Source organism: Comamonas odontotermitis (assembly GCF_014207855.1).
GTDB lineage: Bacteria > Pseudomonadota > Gammaproteobacteria > Burkholderiales > Burkholderiaceae_C > Comamonas > Comamonas odontotermitis_A.
Map to the genome: position 1 here is coordinate 48,466 of NZ_JACHKZ010000006.1, position 16,374 is coordinate 64,839.

At 61.6% G+C, this 16,374-nt stretch carries 17 protein-coding genes and 1 pseudogene; 4 read left to right on the plus strand and 14 right to left on the minus strand.

Translation table 11 applies throughout. The features are described 5' to 3' along the window. Window positions 1-73: 73 nt before the first annotated feature. From HNP33_RS06580 to HNP33_RS06590, 3 genes are all read left to right on the plus strand, one after another. Window positions 74-1,087, plus strand: coding sequence for a hypothetical protein (locus HNP33_RS06580; RefSeq protein ID WP_184706746.1), 1,014 nt, complete (start codon window positions 74-76; stop codon window positions 1,085-1,087). 137 nt (window positions 1,088-1,224) lie between these two features. Next, window positions 1,225-1,872, plus strand: coding sequence for a mechanosensitive ion channel family protein (locus HNP33_RS06585; protein WP_184706744.1), 648 nt, complete (start codon window positions 1,225-1,227; stop codon window positions 1,870-1,872). Between the two features lie 138 nt (window positions 1,873-2,010). Beyond that, window positions 2,011-2,184, plus strand: coding sequence for a DUF1328 domain-containing protein (locus HNP33_RS06590; protein WP_184706742.1), 174 nt, complete (start codon window positions 2,011-2,013; stop codon window positions 2,182-2,184). Between the two features lie 96 nt (window positions 2,185-2,280). On the opposite strand, the gene HNP33_RS06595 is transcribed toward HNP33_RS06590, so the two are convergent. The 9 genes from HNP33_RS06595 to HNP33_RS06635 form a co-directional block, all read right to left on the minus strand. After that, window positions 2,281-3,312, minus strand: coding sequence for an isopenicillin N synthase family dioxygenase (locus HNP33_RS06595; protein WP_184706740.1), 1,032 nt, complete (start codon window positions 3,310-3,312; stop codon window positions 2,281-2,283). Window positions 3,313-3,340: 28 nt separating this feature from the next. Continuing rightward, window positions 3,341-4,081, minus strand: a complete 741-nt coding sequence (locus HNP33_RS06600) for an amino acid ABC transporter ATP-binding protein (protein WP_184706738.1) — start codon at window positions 4,079-4,081, stop codon at window positions 3,341-3,343. Continuing rightward, window positions 4,078-4,791 (minus strand): amino acid ABC transporter permease, encoded by a 714-nt coding sequence (locus tag HNP33_RS06605; RefSeq protein ID WP_184706736.1) that lies wholly within the window; start codon window positions 4,789-4,791, stop codon window positions 4,078-4,080. Before HNP33_RS06605 ends, HNP33_RS06600 begins: the two co-directional genes overlap by 4 nt. Window positions 4,792-4,800: 9 nt before the next feature. Then, on the minus strand, window positions 4,801-5,496 hold the full coding sequence (locus tag HNP33_RS06610; protein ID WP_184706734.1) for an amino acid ABC transporter permease: 696 nt from the start codon (window positions 5,494-5,496) through the stop codon (window positions 4,801-4,803). A gap of 68 nt (window positions 5,497-5,564) precedes the next feature. Beyond that, a complete protein-coding gene (locus HNP33_RS06615; RefSeq protein ID WP_184706732.1) occupies window positions 5,565-6,389 on the minus strand; it encodes a transporter substrate-binding domain-containing protein in 825 nt (274 codons plus the stop codon). 31 nt (window positions 6,390-6,420) lie between these two features. After that, window positions 6,421-7,248 (minus strand): ABC transporter substrate-binding protein, encoded by an 828-nt coding sequence (locus HNP33_RS06620; RefSeq protein ID WP_184706730.1) that lies wholly within the window; start codon window positions 7,246-7,248, stop codon window positions 6,421-6,423. Between the two features lie 332 nt (window positions 7,249-7,580). Beyond that, window positions 7,581-8,408, minus strand: a complete 828-nt coding sequence (locus HNP33_RS06625) for an ABC transporter substrate-binding protein (RefSeq protein ID WP_184706728.1) — start codon at window positions 8,406-8,408, stop codon at window positions 7,581-7,583. Between the two features lie 302 nt (window positions 8,409-8,710). Then, on the minus strand, window positions 8,711-9,994 hold the full coding sequence (locus HNP33_RS06630) for an MFS transporter (protein WP_184706726.1): 1,284 nt from the start codon (window positions 9,992-9,994) through the stop codon (window positions 8,711-8,713). 7 nt (window positions 9,995-10,001) lie between these two features. Continuing rightward, on the minus strand, window positions 10,002-11,009 hold the full coding sequence (locus tag HNP33_RS06635) for an alpha/beta fold hydrolase (protein WP_325064914.1): 1,008 nt from the start codon (window positions 11,007-11,009) through the stop codon (window positions 10,002-10,004). A gap of 132 nt (window positions 11,010-11,141) precedes the next feature. Between HNP33_RS06635 and HNP33_RS06640 the strand changes: the two are divergent. After that, a pseudogene (locus HNP33_RS06640) lies at window positions 11,142-12,068 on the plus strand (LysR substrate-binding domain-containing protein). A gap of 6 nt (window positions 12,069-12,074) precedes the next feature. Here HNP33_RS06640 and nagZ read toward each other — a convergent pair. From nagZ to era, 5 genes are all read right to left on the minus strand, one after another. Beyond that, window positions 12,075-13,166, minus strand: coding sequence for a beta-N-acetylhexosaminidase (nagZ, locus tag HNP33_RS06645; RefSeq protein WP_184706724.1), 1,092 nt, complete (start codon window positions 13,164-13,166; stop codon window positions 12,075-12,077). 107 nt (window positions 13,167-13,273) lie between these two features. Further along, on the minus strand, window positions 13,274-13,666 hold the full coding sequence (gene acpS, locus HNP33_RS06650; protein ID WP_184706722.1) for a holo-ACP synthase: 393 nt from the start codon (window positions 13,664-13,666) through the stop codon (window positions 13,274-13,276). Window positions 13,667-13,721: 55 nt separating this feature from the next. Further along, a complete protein-coding gene (locus tag HNP33_RS06655; RefSeq protein ID WP_184706720.1) occupies window positions 13,722-14,492 on the minus strand; it encodes a pyridoxine 5'-phosphate synthase in 771 nt (256 codons plus the stop codon). Next, complete coding sequence (gene recO / locus HNP33_RS06660; RefSeq protein WP_184706718.1) at window positions 14,489-15,250, minus strand: DNA repair protein RecO; 762 nt, start codon at window positions 15,248-15,250, stop codon at window positions 14,489-14,491. Before recO ends, HNP33_RS06655 begins: the two co-directional genes overlap by 4 nt. A 105-nt stretch (window positions 15,251-15,355) precedes the next feature. Further along, window positions 15,356-16,342, minus strand: coding sequence for a GTPase Era (gene era, locus HNP33_RS06665; protein ID WP_184706835.1), 987 nt, complete (start codon window positions 16,340-16,342; stop codon window positions 15,356-15,358). Between the last annotated feature and the right edge of the window lie 32 nt (window positions 16,343-16,374).

The following is a 16,374-nucleotide window of genomic DNA, read 5'->3' on the forward strand; positions in this document are numbered from 1 at the left end:
TGCTGCAGCCGTGGGCACCCGCCAGCCGGGGTGCCACACAATCCCCAGCAGGCAGGCCGATATACTGGCGGCCATGCAGATTCCACACTACTGGGCGCAGACACGGCTGCGCCACGAGACCGGTATGCGCCACGGTGTGACCGTGCAGCGCTGGGGCTGGTCAGACGAAAGCCAGCAAGCAGCAGAAGCCCATGCCCGCGAGCGCGCGCAGGCGGCACTGGATCAGGCACTTGCCGCCCCCAAGCTGCGCAATCTGGATGGACATTTTCGGCGGATGGAACGCCTCAATGAATACGGCCTCAACGGCGAGACCCCGATCCGCGAAGAGATACTGGAGCAGCGCGGCGAGACCGTCATGACGCGCAACAGCTATGGCGCGCACTGCCTCAATACACCCCATGTTGCCATTGCCGATGTTGACTATCCGAGGGAAGCGCCTCCACCGAGCCTGCGACCTTTGGGCACGCTGGCCGTAGTGGCAATGGGCTGGTGGTTTCTGATGCAGTCCCAGGGCTGGAGTGCGGTGGCGTGGGCATCCCTCGCACTTGCCGCGCTGGTGCTGGTGCTGTGGTTCAGGCGCTGGCTCGCAGCCCGCCAGGACGCCGCCAAGCGGGCTGATCCGCGCGAAGCCGCCATCCAGCGCATCACCCATTTCTCCGAGAAGCACCCCGATTGGGGGCTGCGCATCTACAGCACGCCCAAGGGCTTGCGCGTCATCGTCACCCACAAGCCTATGCAGCCGGCCGATGCCGACGTGCAGGCATTGTTTTCCGCGCTGCAGGTAGACCCTTTGTACCAACGGCTGTGCACGCAGCAGCAGTGCTTTCGCGCCCGTGTCAGCGGCAAACCCTGGCGAATGGACATGGGCGGTCCCAGCCCGCAGGTCAGGCGCTGGCCTGCCGATGACAAGCACAGGGCAGACCGCGAACGCTGGAGTCGTGAGTACGACAACAAGGCAGCGCAGTACAGCGCCTGCCAGTTCGTCAGCCAACTGGGCGAAGCCAGAATTGCGCTCGAAGCCCAGCCGCTGGTGGACTGGCACGACGAGGCCAGCCGTGCCCACAATACCGCTCTGCCCGTAGCGTGAGTGTGCGTTCTTGCCTTCCCGCCGATCGCTCCGGGCGTTCGCTCCATCGCCCGCATCAGCGCGGATTGCAGCCATGCCATCCTGGCTGTCCCGTTGTAAAGCCTTTGTAGCGGCAGCCCCTCTCTGATTCCTTTGCCATGTACCGATTCAAAGCACTGATCCCTACCTGGGCCGCCGAATGGATGGACATCATTGTTCCTGCCATTCAGATTGCACTGATTCTGCTGCTGTCGATTGCACTGCACTACCTCACCCGCAAGCTCATCAACCGTGCGGCGGCGCACTACAAATGGCCGCTGGAGCTGGTGGTGCCCGTCAAAGGTCTGGTGCGCTGGCTGATCATCGGAGGCACCATCTTGCTGATTCTGGAGCGGCTGGGGGTAAGCGCCACCGTGCTGTGGACGGCTTTCTCAGGCTTTGCCGCCGTCGGCGCCGTGGCGTTCTTTGCCGCCTGGAGCGTGCTGTCCAATTTCTTCTGTGCGCTGCTCATCTTCACCGTCCGGCCCTACCGCCTGGGCGACTACATCGAAGTGCTGGATGCGCTGGACAAGCCGGGAGCCAAAGGCCGCGTGGTCGACATCAATATGCTCTACACCACGCTTGAAGACTTTTCTGCGGGCCCGGCGCACCGCATCGTTCTGCAGATTCCGAACACGCACGTCTTTCAGAAAGTGGTGCGCCGCTGGACAGACGCGCCACCGCAGCCGCTGCCAACCGAGACCGTCGAGGCATCCGAAGCGCCTGCGGTCGCGGCAAACACGTCTTTGCCTTCTCCTGCGCCTTGAGCCTGGGGCTCCCGCCTCACCGGCCATCTCTCCGCACCATCTGTCAGCACACACCTACCGACATACTCCCCATCGCCTCACGCAGACAGCGCCAGCCAACACATAAGCTCAGTGCATTCCATTGCACAGGAGGTTTGTATGCTCAAGTGGGCCATTATCTTTGCAGTGATCTCGCTGGTCGCTGGCGTTTTCGGTTTTACCGGCTTGTCGTCGGGCGCTGCAGGGATTGCGAAAATTCTGTTCTATATCTTTATCGTGATCACCGTGATCTTCCTGATCGTGGCGGCGCTAGGTATCGGCGCGGTTGCGTAGCCGACAGCGCTTCACTCGCACACAAAAAAAGCCTGCCGATGCGCAGGCTTCTTGTGTGTTGGCAGTACTACCTGGTGCGGGCAATACCGTGCATGGCTACAGCACCTCGTCCTTGAGTTCGGGAAACACCTTGGATACCTTGGCAAGCAGATAGTCACCATAGCGGCCATTGAACGCGTGCACATTGGCCTTGTCCCAGCGCTCGCTGCTGTCGTCGCGCGCGGGTGCGCCAGCCAGCCCTTCGATGCGCCGCACGCGCGCTTCAAAGTTCGGATCGAAGAACAGCGGAAACGACAGGCGGTCGGTACCCGACGTGTTACGCCGGACGCGGTGCGGCGTGGATTTGTAGAGGCCACCCGTCATGCGGTCGAGCATATCGCCGATGTTGCAGACAAAGGTGCCAGGCAACGGCGGCGCATCCACCCACCCGCTCGGCGTGTGCACGGACAGGCCCCCGATCCGGTCCTGGTACAGAATGGTCAGCAGCCCGTAGTCGGTATGCTCGCCAACGCCCCAAGGCGCATCCACACCCGCAGGCACATCCATGCTCGGATAGTTGAAGATGCGGAACAGCACCAGCGGATCGGCGGTGTAGCGCTGTGAGAAATAGCTGACCGGCAAGCCCAGGCTCAGTGCGATGCCCTCCATCACGCGGTGCCCCACCTGCGTGACCGCCTCCATGTACTGCAAAATGGCTTCGCGATAGCCCTCCAGTTCGGGAAACAGATTAGGGCCGTGCACGGGCGTTCCGGCCTGTACCAGGGGATGCGTGGCTGGGAGCTCGGTGCCCAGATACAGGCCCTCCTTCCAATCGGGCAGGCCCGAGGTCAGCTCGCCTCCAACCTTGAAATATCCGCGCCATGCGCGGCCGCCCAAAGCCATGCGCCATTGCATCTTGCTCTCTTCGGGCCAGCTGAAAAACGCCTGGCTCAAGGCATGCAGGCGGTCAATCAGATCCTGCGGAACGCCATGGTGGCGAATGTAGAAAAAACCGTGCTCGCGGCAGGCGCTGCCCATCGCATGCGCCACTGCTGCGCGCGCCGCATCATCGGCATCAGGATGGACCAGCGCCGCAATATCAATCACCGGCAGGCTCGCCGCGGAAGAGGAAACAATCTCGGTCGTCATGGGGATGCGGTTGCAGACAATGCAGTGCTCAGGTTTTGTCGAACGGCGAGCGAATGTCTGCCAGGAATTTCTGGGTACGCGGGTGTTGTGGGCGCAGGAAAAAATCTTCGGGTCTGGCGCGTTCCAGCACGGCGCCCTGGTCCATGAAGATGACCTGATCGGCCACCTCTCGGGCAAAGCCCATCTCGTGCGTCACGCAGACCATGGTCATGCCGTCCTTGGCCAGATCGCGCATCACCAGCAGCACCTCGCCCACCATTTCGGGATCAAGCGCACTGGTGGGCTCGTCGAAAAGCATGATTGGCGGCTTGAGCGTGAGCGCACGCGCAATCGCCACCCGCTGCTGCTGGCCGCCGGAGAGCTGATTGGGAATTGCCTCTGCCTTGTGGGCCAGCCCCACGCGGTGCAGCAGCTCCATCGCGCGCTCCTTGGCCTCGGCCGACGTCATCTTCTTGAGCTGCACCGCAGCCAGTGTGCAGTTCTCCAGCACCGTCAGGTGCGGAAACAGGTTGAACTGCTGAAACACGAAGCCGATGCCCGCGCGCAGCTGGTTCACATTCAATTTGGGGTCATGCACATCCTGCCCGTCGAGCAAGATGGTGCCGGACTGGATCTCCTCCAGCCGGTTGATGGTGCGGATCAGCGTGGATTTGCCCGAGCCCGAAGGGCCGCACACCACCACCACCTCTCCGGTGGGAATCGTCTCGTTGACATCGACCAGCGCGTGGTAATCGCCATACCACTTGTTCACGTTCTTCAGCTCAATCATGCGGCTACCTTCTCTACACGGCGGCTGCCCAAGCCTTTGCGCTCCAGCCGCTTCTCAATCCAAAATGCAAAACGCGACAGCCCGAAGCACAGCACGAAATAGGTCAGGCCCAGAATGCCGAATACCTGCGCGGGCTTGGTGAACACCAGGCTGTTGATCTGCGTGGCGATGAACGTCACCTCAGCCAGCCCGATGATGTAGCCCAGCGAGGTCTCCTTGATCGTCGAGATGAACTGGTTGACCAGCGAAGGCAGTGAATTGCGCAGTGCCTGCGGCAGGATCACGGTGCGCATGGCCTTGAAATACGACAGCCCGAGTGAACGCGCGCATTCCATCTGCCCTTTGGGCAGGCCCTGGATACCGGCACGCACGATCTCGGCCAGATACGCAGCGTCAAAAATCACCAGCGCGATCAGCATGGTCCAGAACTGATCGGTCTTGTGGCCCGTGACACTGGGCAGGAAGAAGTATGCCCAGAACACCACCATCAGCAGCGGCGTGCCACGCACCACATACACCAGGGCGGTGACCGGCCAGCGCACGATGCGCCATGGCGATATGCGTGCCATGCCCAGCAGCAGCCCCAGCGGCAACGACAGCAGCAGGCCCATGACGGCCAGAATCAACGTCAGCGCCAGGCCGCCCAGCGGGCCATTGGGGTATTGCCCCACCAGAAAATACAACCAATAGGTTTGAATGAGTTCCAGCATCTGCGTCCCTTACATCGTGCGCACCGGATAACGGCGCTGGAACCAGATGGCGGCAAAAGTGATCACCAGTGAGACGGCCAGGTAAGCCACACTGGCAAATGCAAAGGCTTCAAAGCTGCGGAAGGACTGGCTCTCCACCTGCCCGGCCTGGTACATCATCTCGGCCGCACCGATCACGGTGGCGATCGATGTGCCCTTCCACATGTTCAGGGTCTGCGAGATGAGGGGCGGCACCGTGAAGCGCAATGCCTGCGGCAGTATTACCAGGCGCATGGTGCGCATGTAGGTCAGCCCCAGCGCCCGCGATGCTTCCATCTGCACGGCAGGCACGGCACGGATGCCGCTGCGGATGTCTTCTGCCATGTAGGCTGCGGTGTACACCCCGAGGGCCACCACGGCGCAGATCGATTCAACCGGTCCGGCGTAGAGCGCTTCCTTCCAGGCAGTGGGCAAGAGCTCTGGCACGCCAAAGTACCAGAACAGCATATGCGCCAGCAGTGGAATGCTGCGGATCAACTCCACATAGGTGGCTCCGATCCAGCGCAGTGCCTTGAATGGCGACAGGCGGCACAGAGCGATCACCAGCCCGAGTGGCAGCGCAATCCAGAAGGCATAGAACAAATACTGCAGCGACATCTTGAAGCCTGCCACCAACATATCGTGGTACTGGCCCGACAAGAGCATCTGCACATCAAAAGTCGTCATCTCAGATATCCAAAAACATGACAAGGCGCTGGGAGCAGCGCCTTGTCATACACAGCGCTGGTTCTCGTTCAGTCGATCTTGTCGGTCTCGAACTTGAAGCTGCGCTTGGGCAGTTTCAGGGCACTTTGCTGGCCAAACCATTGCTCGTACATGGCTTCTGCCTTGCCGCCGGCTTCCAGCTCGCGCAGGGTGTCGTCCACGACCTTCTTGAGACCTGCCTCGCCCTTCTTGATGCCCAGCGCCAGCGGCTCGGAGCTGATGCTGGTCGGCAGCATCACATAGTCCTTGCGCTGGTCACCCATCTGTACCAGGGCGCGTGCCAGGCTCTGGTCTTCGTTGACAAAGGCGACAACCTTGCCCTGCTGCATCGCTACCAGCGCCTGTGGCGAAGTGTCAAAGGACACCACGGTCACAGTGGGCACGGCGTTCTTGATGTTCACTTCCATCGAGCTGCCCTTGGCCGTCGATACGCGCTTGCCAGCCAGATCAGGCACATCCTTGATACCACTGCCCGCCTTGACCAGCACCTTTTGCCCCGCAACAAACGTGGTCAGCGAGAAATCGATCTGCGCCTCGCGCTCCTTGTTGTGCGTGAGCGACGCGGCTAGCAGGTCGATATGGCCCTGCTGTAGCTCCGGAATGCGCGCTGCCAGCGTGATCTGCTTGAACACCGGCTTGACGCCAAGCTTGGCCGCCACAGCCTTGCCCAGCTCAACGTCATAGCCCGCCAGCTCGCGGGTCTTGGGATCGATGAAGCTGAGGGGCTCGTCCGTACCAAGCACACCCACGACCAGCTCGCCTTTCTTCTTGATATCGGTCACCTGGTCGGCATGTGCCATGCCACTGGCCGCTACCAGGCTGGCAACGGCTGCAATCCATACACGTCTTTTCATATCAACTCCTTGTTGTGTTGCGTTGTTTCACTTATTCGCTGATCTTGTCACTGTCCCACTTGAAGCTGCGCGCTGGCAGTTTCAGCTTGCTTTGCTGACCAAACCATTTTTCGTACAAGGCATTGGCGGCGCCGCTGGCCTCCATTTCACGCAAGAGGTCATCGACCATCTTCTTGAAACCGGCTTCGCCCTTCTTGATGCCCAGCGCCAATGGCTCGGTGCTCAGGTTCATCGGCAGCACGCGGTAGTCCTTGCTGCGCTCGCCCAACTCGTAGTTGGCCTGCACCAGGCTGATCTCGTCATTGACAAAGCCCACTGCCTTCCCTTGCTGCAGGGCCACAAAGGCCTGGGGCGAGGTGTCAAAAGTCACGATGACCGCAGTAGGCACTGCCTTGCGAATATTGACCTCCATCGTGCTGCCCTTGGCGGTCACCACGCGCTTGCCTGCCAGATCCGGCACGTCCTTGACGTCACTGGTTTTCTTGACCATGACCTTCTGGCCGGTGACATAGGTGGTCAGAGAGAAATCCACCAGCGCCTCGCGCTCCTTGTTGTGCGTCAGGGCTGCAGCAAGGATATCGACATGGCCTTGCTGCAATTCGGGTATGCGGGCTGCCAGATTGAGTTGCTTGACGACGGGTTTGACACCGAGCTTCTGGGCGACAGCCTTGCCGATGTCCACTTCGTAGCCCACCATCTCGCGGGTTTGGGGATCGATGAAGCTGAAAGGCTCGCTGGAGCCGTATACGCCAATGATCAACTCGCCTTTTTTCTGGATATCGGCCAACTGGTCTGCATTTGCCGCACCAGCCACCCATGCCAGGCTGGCCAATGCTGCCACCCACACACGCCTTTTCATAGTGCTCCTTGTCCCTTGTCATTTCTGAGGCGCTGAATACCCTACCCGTGCAAGGAATGGGCCTTGCGTACCGGTTTCAGTCCACAGAACACTGTAGCAGCGGCCAGGAGCGACAGGCGCTCTCGCAAACCCGATGATGCTGCAAACGCACATATTGCACCTACGCGCAGGAATGCGCCATCGCATAATTTGGCTGTGCAGATCACGCAACAGCGCGGAACCATGCACCCATTGGCAGAGGCGGAGGCAGGCGTGTCCTTCGTCTGCGGGTTTGCCAAAGGCAAAGCGCCCGCAAGGAGCGCTTTGCCTTTTTCTGAACCATCGCACAGCGATCAATCAGTCACTTGATCGCTATCAAACTTGAAATTGCGCTTGGGCATCTTGAGCGGGCTTTTCTGACCGTACCACTGCTCGTACAGAGCTTCGGCCTTGCCGCTGGCTTCCAGCTCACGCAGTGTGCTGTCCACTGCCTGCTTCAATCCACTCTCACCCTTTTTGATGCCCAGCGCCAGAGGCTCGATGCTCAGGTTGGACGGCAGAATCTTGTAATCTTTGCCGTTGTCGCCCAGTTGCACCAGGGCACGCACCACGCTCTTGTCGTCGTTGACAAAGGCTGCTCCCTTGCCTTGCTGCAATGCCTGGAAGGCCTGCGGTGCGGTATCGAAGGTGATGACGGTTGCGGTGGGCACGGCCTTCTTGGTGTTGGGCTCCTGCGTGCCGCCCTTGACGGTCACCACACGCTTGCCCGCGAGATCCGGCACATCGTTGATACCGCTGCTCTTTTTGACCAGCACGGTCTGACCGGTCACAAAGGTGGTGATGGAGAAATCCAGCTGCGCTTCGCGCTCCTTGGTGTGGGTGAGCGATGCAGCCAGCAGATCGACATGGCCTTGCTGCAGCTCTGGAATGCGCGCCGCCACGGTCAGTTGTTTGAACACGGGCTTGACGCCGATCTTCTGCGCAACCGCCTTGCCCAGATCCACGTCGTAGCCCACCAGCTCGCGGGTTTTGGGATCGATGAAGCTATTGGGCTCATCCGTGCCCAGCACGCCCACCACGAGCTCGCCCTTTTTTTGAATATCGGCCAGCAGATCTGCCTTTGCCACGCCTGTCAGCAATACCAACGCCGCCGCAGTGGCAGCCCATACACCGGTCTTCATTGCATCGTTCCTTGTTCTGTTCCGCTACCAGGCGAAACTGTGTCATAAATTCTATGGTTATAAAAAGCGATGCAATACTACTTTTAAGTCATATGGAAATTCCAAATCTGTCGCTGTTGCCTTGGCGGGACGGCATGGCATGGCCACTTAGCTGCACAGCGAAAAACCATTGAGCAGGCGCATCAGTGATTCCGGGGCCGTCCAAGCTTGCCATGCCCAGGCCAATACACCTGCCGCCAAGCCTGTCAGCAGGCTGGCCATAGCCATTTTTTTGATGCAACTGTGCATGCGGGCCCGCCCTTTCATCGCGCAATGGGCGCGAGCCGATTTGCGGGCACCTCGCCCAGCGCCGCGTCATTGATGGGCCAGTGCAGCAATGCGGCAAGCACACCTAGGGCAATGGCGGCCCACCACAGCCACAGGTACGAATGGGTCGCGTCGTAGACCATCCCGCCTAGCCACGCGCCCAGAAAGCCCCCTACCTGGTGCCCAAAGAACACGAAGCCAAACAAGGTACTGAGGTAGCGCACGCCAAACACCTGCGCGATCAGGCCGTTGGTGAGCGGCACGGTCCCCAGCCACAGCAGACCCATGGCCACAGAAAAAACATAGGCACTGGCTGCAGAAACCGGCGTCAGCACGAACCACAGCATGATGGCCGATCGCACCAGGTACAGCAGTGCCAGCGCATATTTGCGGCGCATCCAGCCGCCCGTCCAACTGCAGGCATAGGTGCCCAGCACATTGGCCAGGGCCACCAGCGCCAGGCAGATACCAGCCTCCCGCGCCCCCAGCCCCTGGTCCAGCAGGTAGGCAGGCAGATGCGCGGCAATGAAGGCAAGCTGAAAGCCACAGGCCAGAAAGCCGGCATTGAGCAACCAGAACCCCTGGTGGCCAAAAGCCTGACGCAGCGCGCTACGCATGTTCTGGGCAGGTTCAGCGGGTTCGGCAGGTGCTGCCCGCCCGTCAGCCGCTGGGGGCGTGCGCTGGCGCAGCAACAATGCCAGCGGGGCCGCCACAGCCATGACGGCGGCCAGTGCCAGCACGACCGGCTGCCAATGCCACTGCAGCAACAGGCTCTGGGTCAGGGGCACCATCAGAAACTGGCCCAAGCCGCCCAGCGCACCCGCCACACCCAGTGCCCAGGGCCTCTGAGCCGGAGAAAACAAGCGGCTGAGTGCACCATAGACCACGGCAAAGCCTGTGCCCGACAGGGCAATGCCCACCAAGACGCCATCGCCCCAGGTCAGCAGCCATGTACTCTGCGATTGCGCCATCAACACCAGGCCCACTGCATACAATGCGGCGCTGGCCAGCATCACCCGCACAGCGCCAAAGCGGTCGGCGACCATGCCGGTAAAAGGCTGGGCCAGTCCCCATACCAGGTTCTGCAGCGCCACAGCCCAGGCGAATTCCTCTCGGCTCCAGCCGCGCTCCAGAATGACGGGTTGCATCAACAGCCCCTGCACATGGCGTATACCCAATGCGCAGCCCATGATGATGCCGCCGGCCAGCACCAGTTGCCAGCGGCGGCGCCAGACTTCGTCCTGCAAGGGAGATGGGGAATGGGTGGAATGGTTTGTCATGTTGTCCTCAGAGAGCTGCGCTGCTTGCGGCTGCTGGCAGATCGGTGCGCGTCCATGGCTCGCTGCCGCTCAGCCTGCCGCTTTGCAGCCAGGCCACTGCCAGCGGCCACAGCGTGTGCTCGAAGCGGTTGTGAAAGAAGGCGAAGTGACCGATCTCGGTGGCGCCTATGGCTTGTGGAGCCAGGCGTACATGGATGCGCGGGCTGTCGGGAAAGTAGCCCAGCAGGCGCTCGATGGCCGGCACCGTGCCAAACGCATCGTCTTCCAGGCTGATGGCCAGCATCGGCGCCGTCAACCGGGTCGTGCGAGCAACCAGCGCGGCACGCTCGGCCATCAAGGATGGAGGGCCGCCCTGGTCCCAGGCTTTTTCGTAGCGACGCATGCGCTGCGTCCAGTCCTGCACCACACCGCTGGGCGTGTCTTCCAGCCACCCCAGGCGCTGACCGGGAAAATACCCGCACACTGCCGTGAGCAAGGGCATGGCCAGTTGCCATCTGGCGGCCATGCGCCAGCGCCGGGCCGGTTCAAAATCTGCCCAGTAACCCAATTGCGCAGCCACCGTGCATACCCTGCGCAGGCAGGTCGCGGACGCCGCCAGCCCGCTGATGAAGCCGCCTGCGCTGTGCCCCACCACATCCACCGGCTGGCCCGGGCAGTGCTGCTGCAACCACTGCAGCACGCCCTCAAAATCGCGCTCGCCCCAGACCAGCCAGCCCGCCTCGAACCCGCGCAGTGAAGCTGGGCGCGATTGGCCGATGCCCCGGTAATCCCAGCTGAGCACATCCATACCCTGCTGTTGCAGAAAGCGGGCAAAGCGATGGTAGTAACGAGCCGCAACCGAGGTAGCCGGATTGATCACCACCACCGGGCGTAGCTCGGGGCTTGGCAGCCCAGCGGGTGGCGACATTACAGCGGGCCAGAACTGCCCCTGCAGCAGATACCCATCGCTGGCAGGAATGTGAACCTGGCGCGCAGATGGAGGCGACAGAGAAGGCGCCGGGAGGACAGTGGCCACTGGCGGTGCAGAGCGATTCGAAGATTCACGATACATGAAAGGCCGAGAATTTGCGCTAGAGTGCTCGTATTACAGGCCATTGCCGGTGCATGTTCAAACGAATATTCGTCGGCTATCACATGAGTTAAAGGAATGTCAAAACCACTGTCCACCCTGCCTTCGCTGGATCTGCTGCGCACCCTCATCGTCGTGGGCCAGCGTATGAGCATCACGCTGGCGGCCCAGGATCTGTACCTGACCCAATCGGCCGTCAGCAAGCAGATCCGCCAGCTGGAGCAAGCCCTGGGCGTGGCCCTGCTGGTGCGCGGACACCGCAGCATTGAGTTCACCGCCGCAGGCGAGCGCCTGTACCAAAGTGCCGACCAGCATCTGCGCGCGCTGCACGACACGCTGGGGCAGATTGCCGCACAGGGCCAGCGCCACAGCGTCACCGTCTCAGCCAGCATCGGTATCACCGCACTATGGTTGCTGCCGCGCCTGGGGCGCTTTCAACAGCGCTGCCCCGATGTGGAGGTGCGCGTGGCCGCAGACAACCGGCTGCATGGCCCGCAGACACCAGACATTGACCTGGCCATCCGTTATTGCGCAGCACAGGATGCTCCTGCCGGTGCGCAGCGCCTGTTCGGCGAATCACTGGTGCCTGTGGCGCACCCTTCGTTGAACATACAACGGCTGGAAACATCGGCACAAGTCGCCAGCCAGGTACTGCTGGAGCTGGACCTGCCCAACCGCCCCTGGCTGCACTGGCACGGCTGGCTGCAGGCGCGGGGCTGACCCCCCAGCAGCGCACAGCGCATGTTGCGCTACAACCAGTACGACCAGGTGATTCAGGCAGCCATTGCCGGTCAGGGGGTGGCGATTGGCCGCTACGAGCTGATTGCGCCGATGCTGGCAGATGGACGCCTCGTGGCGCTCGCCCCCATCGACCCCACGCTCAGCCCCTATGGCTACTGGCTGGTGCCCTTTGCCTCGGCCCGCCAGCGCCATGCGGATGACGCCCAGGGCGCGCTGGCTCGTTTTGCGCAATGGGTGCGCGAGGAGGCTGGTGTAGCAGCCTAAGAAAGATCAGACCAGCAAATCCAGCGCATTGCGGTAGGCCGGCTGATGCATCAGATCGTCCCAGGCCTGGGGCTCTGTGTCAGGCAACAGAGCCAGGCGGCGCGATTCGGAATCCGCATCGGGCACCCAGCGGCCGTCCTGCAGCGCGGCATCCATGCCGGCAAGCAGTTCATCCACATGCGCACCCAGGCCCAGGCTCTGGTTGCACAGCAGCACCATGTCGCAGCCTGCATTCAGGGCCGCCAGGGCTGCATCGGTGTAGCCGATGAGCTTGCCACCAATGCGGCGAGCGCCTTCCATGCTGAGGTCGTCGCTGAAGATGGCGCCGTCATAGCGCAAGCGGCTGCGCAGCACGTCCTTGAGCCATTTTTCGCTGAAGCCTGCAGGACGCTTGTCGACCTTGGGGTAGATGACATGGGCAGGCATTACCGCCGTGAGAGCGCTGGACAGCCAGGGATACGGCGCGGCGTCTTCGGCCAGAATGGCGGAGAGGCTGCGCGTATCGACAGGAATGTCGACATGCGAATCGGCCTTGACGAAGCCATGGCCGGGAAAATGCTTGCCACAATTGCCCATGCCCGCCTGCAGCAGGCCATGCATCAGACTCCTGGCCAGGGCCGCCACCACGCGCGGATCGCGGTGGAAGCTGCGGTCTCCGATGACGGAGCTTTCGCCATAGTCAAGATCGAGCACCGGCGTGAAGCTGAAATCCACGCCACAGGCGCGCAGCTCTGCACCCAGCACATAGCCCGCCGCAGTGGCTGCGTTCATGGCGCGCATGGCGCCGCTGCCCTCGCGGTGCTTGCTACCCTTGCCATCATCCATCCACATCTGACCGAAGGCGCGCATGGGCGGCAGGTGCGTGAAGCCGTCCGAGCGAAAGCGCTGCACGCGCCCGCCCTCGTGATCGACGCAGATCAGCAAGTCTGGCTTGACAGCCTTGATGTCGGCGCAAAGCAGCACCAGCGCGGAGCGGTTTTCCCAGTTGCGGGCGAACAGAATGATGCCGCCAACCAGCGGATGCGCCAGACGCTTGCGGTCCACATCCGTCAGTTGTTTGCCAGCAATATCGATGATCAGTGGAGCGTGCATGGTCATGGGCAAAAATATAGGTGAATAAATACTATAAAAACAATAGCTATCAGCGCTTGGCAGTTAAGTACCAACAGCCTTTGGGTCTAGCTTAGTTTGGATTGACGGTGTTGCTACAGTTTTTCCACCACGCAAAAGCTGGCCGCGTAATCGACCTCATCAGTCACCGTGATGTGGGCCGTAAGCCCTTGCGCAGCAAACCAGGTAGCCAACTCACCATGCAATGCAATGGCAGGTTTGCCGCTTGCCAGATTGATGATTTCGCAGTGGCGCCAGGTCATGGGCATGCGCATGCCCAGCCCCACGGCCTTGCTGAAGGCTTCCTTGGCAGAAAAGCGCGTGGCAAGGTAGCGCACGCCCCGGTCGGGCCAGCGCTCGGAACGGCGCCGCCATGTCGCCAGCTCGCCCTCTGCCAGCACTTTGTGGGCAAAACGCTCGCCCTGGCGTTCCAGGGTGGCGCGAATGCGGCGGATATCGCAGATGTCGGTACCAATGCCGTAGATCATGGTTCTGAAGAGAATCAGCCGCTAGCGCCCAATCAATGGGCGCAGATAGCTATGATTACAGGAGCACCCCATCTGGGCGCGCCGCGAGAGACCGCAGGTAGGCGCGCACGGCTTCGGCGTAGCCCAGCTCCAACGCATCGGTCACGAAAGCATGACCAATCGAGACTTCGAGCACGCCTGGCACATTGGCTACAAACGGAGTCAGGTTGCGCAGGCTCAGGTCGTGCCCCGCGTTCACGCCCAGGCCTGCTGCCTGCGCCGCCTGCGCGGCTGCGGCGTATTGCCGAATCTGCACGCTCTGCTCTGGCGTGCCAAAGGCTGCGGCATAGGGCTCGGTGTACAGCTCCACGCGGTCGGCACCGACTGCCTTGGCGGCAGCCATCTGCTCGGGGATCGGGTCCATGAACAGGCTCACGCGCACGCCCAGCGCCTTGCATTCGGCAATCAGGGGGCGAAGGCGTTCGGCATCCTGGGGAAAGCTCCAGCCATGGTCGCTGGTGAACTGGTCTTCGCCGTCGGGCACGAAGGTGGCCTGGTGCGGGCGGTACTTGCGCACAAACTCCATCAGGTTGTGGAAAGGATTGCCTTCGATGTTGAACTCGCGCGGCACGGGCCAGGTGGCAACAACCTCGGCCAGTTTCTCCACGTCATCGGCGCGGATGTGGCGCTCGTCCGGGCGCGGGTGCACGGTGATGCCCTGGGCACCCGCTTCCAGGCACAGGCGCGCAGCGCGGGTGACGCTTGGAATCCCCAGGTGGCGGGTATTACGGATCAGGGCAACCTTGTTGAGGTTGACCGACAAGGCGGTTTTCACGGGGGTGGTCATAGCGATTGGATGTCCATCATCAACTGGCGGGTACGCAGTACCGGCTGGCCGCAATGGTGTTGCAGCACAGCACGCAATTGTGCTTTTAACTCGCCCGCACACAACACGCAAGCCCTCAAGACATGCGGGTATGGATTTGCAGTGTGCAATGCGGCTTCCAGCTGCAGCCACTGGCTGCCGGAGAGGCTGGCCCGGTCATGCGGGGTGGCTTCGCGCAGACCCGCCTCGGGCACCAGCACATAGTGCACCTTCTCCCGCACAGGCTGCAGAGAAAGGGTCTGTACCGCCAGCGACGGCAGGTGGCCCAGCTCGCGCAACAGCAGCAGCTCGAAAGCACGCAATACCGGCTCCAGCACCTCTCCGTGGTCTGTAGCCAACACCTGCACCACCCCGGCATACATATCGAACAGATTGGCAAACGGGTCTTCGCGCGCCAGAAGGCGCATCAAGAGCTCGTTCAGGTACAGGCCAGACAGCAACCCTTCGCCCACCGGCATGGTGTGGCCGCCCACCCATTCCGCACTTTTGAGCGTGTGGATGTCGGCGGCGCCGTCCCCCCCAATGCCCCACGAGAGCTTGAGCGGCTGCAGCGCCAGCAGCACCGGGCGAAAGCTGGAAGTTGGCTTTTTCACCCCTTTGGCCACCAGCGCCACGCGCCCGCGGTGGCGCGTGAAGCACTCCAGGATCAGGCTGGATTCGCTCCAGTCATAGCGATGGAGGATGAAGGCGGGTTCGTCGTTGACGCGTTTGACGGCCATGGGCTTGCGGACAGAGCGCAGGATTCAATGCAAAACAGGCGGTGCGGGCGCCTGCGCTGGGCTACAGCTGCTGTACAGCCTTTCAAAAATAAGAACTACCAGTGCTTATTCGTAACCAAAGGATTTGACGCGCGCCTCATCGTCTGCCCAGCCGGATTTGACCTTGACCCATACTTCGAGGAACACCTTGGCGCCCATGAGCTTTTCCAGCTCCTGCCGTGCCTCGGTGCTGATGCGCTTGAGCTTTTCGCCCTTTTCGCCGATCACCATGGCCTTGTGGCCGTCGCGCTCCACTACGATCGTCGCTGCAATGCGCATGAAGCGACCATGCGCCTTGCTTGGCTCTTCGTCGAACTTGTCGATGACCACGGTAGAGGTATAGGGCAGCTCATCACCGGTAAAGCGGAACAGCTTTTCGCGGATGGTTTCGGCGGCGAGAAATTTCTCGCTGCGGTCGGTCAGCTCATCTGCACCGTAGAACCAGTCCTGCTCGGGCAGGTATTTCTCGCAGATACCAAACAGGCGCTCGATATCGCCCTTGTTCTTGGCCGACATGGGCACGAATTCGGCAAATGGATGGCGCTCCTGCATGCCCTGCAGCCAGGGCGCGATCTCGTGGCGGCGATGCACGTTATCGAGCTTGTTGGCGATCAGCAAGGTGGGAATGCCGGGCTTGAACAGGCTCAGCACCTTGGCATCGGCCAGCGTGAAGCTGCCCGCCTCCACCACGAACAGGATCAGATCCACATCGCCAATCGCGCCCATGACGGTCTTGTTCAGCGATTTGTTCAATGCCGTGGAATGCTTGGTCTGGAACCCCGGTGTGTCGACAAACACAAACTGGGTGTTGTCCCGGCTGCGGATGCCCGTGATGCGGTGCCGCGTGGTTTGCGCCTTGCGCGAGGTGATCGAGATCTTCTGACCAACCAGAGCGTTCATCAGGGTAGACTTGCCCACATTGGGCTTGCCGACGATGGCGATCAGGCCGCAACGCTGGGGGCCGGCAGGGGCTGAGGCGGGCTCGGCGGCATCTGCACGCGCCACAGCCGAGCCAGGCTTGGCCGCAGCCAGCATCGCATCCAGATCTGCCATGGACTGGCCCGATGGCAATTGGGAAGCATCCG

What these genes read in the sequence shown, in the direction of transcription:
- HNP33_RS06630 (WP_184706726.1), bottom strand. Translation starts at nt 9,994, where the DNA reads ATGACAAACCATTCCACCCATTCCCCATCTCCCTTGCAGGACGAAGTC.
- HNP33_RS06600 (WP_184706738.1), bottom strand. Translation starts at nt 4,081, where the DNA reads ATGATTGAGCTGAAGAACGTGAACAAGTGGTATGGCGATTACCACGCG.
- HNP33_RS06620 (WP_184706730.1), bottom strand. Translation starts at nt 7,248, where the DNA reads ATGAAAAGGCGTGTGTGGGTGGCAGCATTGGCCAGCCTGGCATGGGTG.
- nagZ (WP_184706724.1), bottom strand. Translation starts at nt 13,166, where the DNA reads ATGACCATGCACGCTCCACTGATCATCGATATTGCTGGCAAACAACTG.
- HNP33_RS06585 (WP_184706744.1), top strand. Translation starts at nt 1,225, where the DNA reads ATGTACCGATTCAAAGCACTGATCCCTACCTGGGCCGCCGAATGGATG.
- acpS (WP_184706722.1), bottom strand. Translation starts at nt 13,666, where the DNA reads ATGATCTACGGCATTGGTACCGACATCTGCGATATCCGCCGCATTCGC.
- HNP33_RS06610 (WP_184706734.1), bottom strand. Translation starts at nt 5,496, where the DNA reads ATGACGACTTTTGATGTGCAGATGCTCTTGTCGGGCCAGTACCACGAT.
- HNP33_RS06605 (WP_184706736.1), bottom strand. Translation starts at nt 4,791, where the DNA reads ATGCTGGAACTCATTCAAACCTATTGGTTGTATTTTCTGGTGGGGCAA.
- HNP33_RS06625 (WP_184706728.1), bottom strand. Translation starts at nt 8,408, where the DNA reads ATGAAGACCGGTGTATGGGCTGCCACTGCGGCGGCGTTGGTATTGCTG.
- HNP33_RS06595 (WP_184706740.1), bottom strand. Translation starts at nt 3,312, where the DNA reads ATGACGACCGAGATTGTTTCCTCTTCCGCGGCGAGCCTGCCGGTGATT.
- HNP33_RS06615 (WP_184706732.1), bottom strand. Translation starts at nt 6,389, where the DNA reads ATGAAAAGACGTGTATGGATTGCAGCCGTTGCCAGCCTGGTAGCGGCC.
- HNP33_RS06580 (WP_184706746.1), top strand. Translation starts at nt 74, where the DNA reads ATGCAGATTCCACACTACTGGGCGCAGACACGGCTGCGCCACGAGACC.
- era (WP_184706835.1), bottom strand. Translation starts at nt 16,342, where the DNA reads ATGGCAGATCTGGATGCGATGCTGGCTGCGGCCAAGCCTGGCTCGGCT.
- HNP33_RS06590 (WP_184706742.1), top strand. Translation starts at nt 2,011, where the DNA reads ATGCTCAAGTGGGCCATTATCTTTGCAGTGATCTCGCTGGTCGCTGGC.
- recO (WP_184706718.1), bottom strand. Translation starts at nt 15,250, where the DNA reads ATGGCCGTCAAACGCGTCAACGACGAACCCGCCTTCATCCTCCATCGC.
- HNP33_RS06655 (WP_184706720.1), bottom strand. Translation starts at nt 14,492, where the DNA reads ATGACCACCCCCGTGAAAACCGCCTTGTCGGTCAACCTCAACAAGGTT.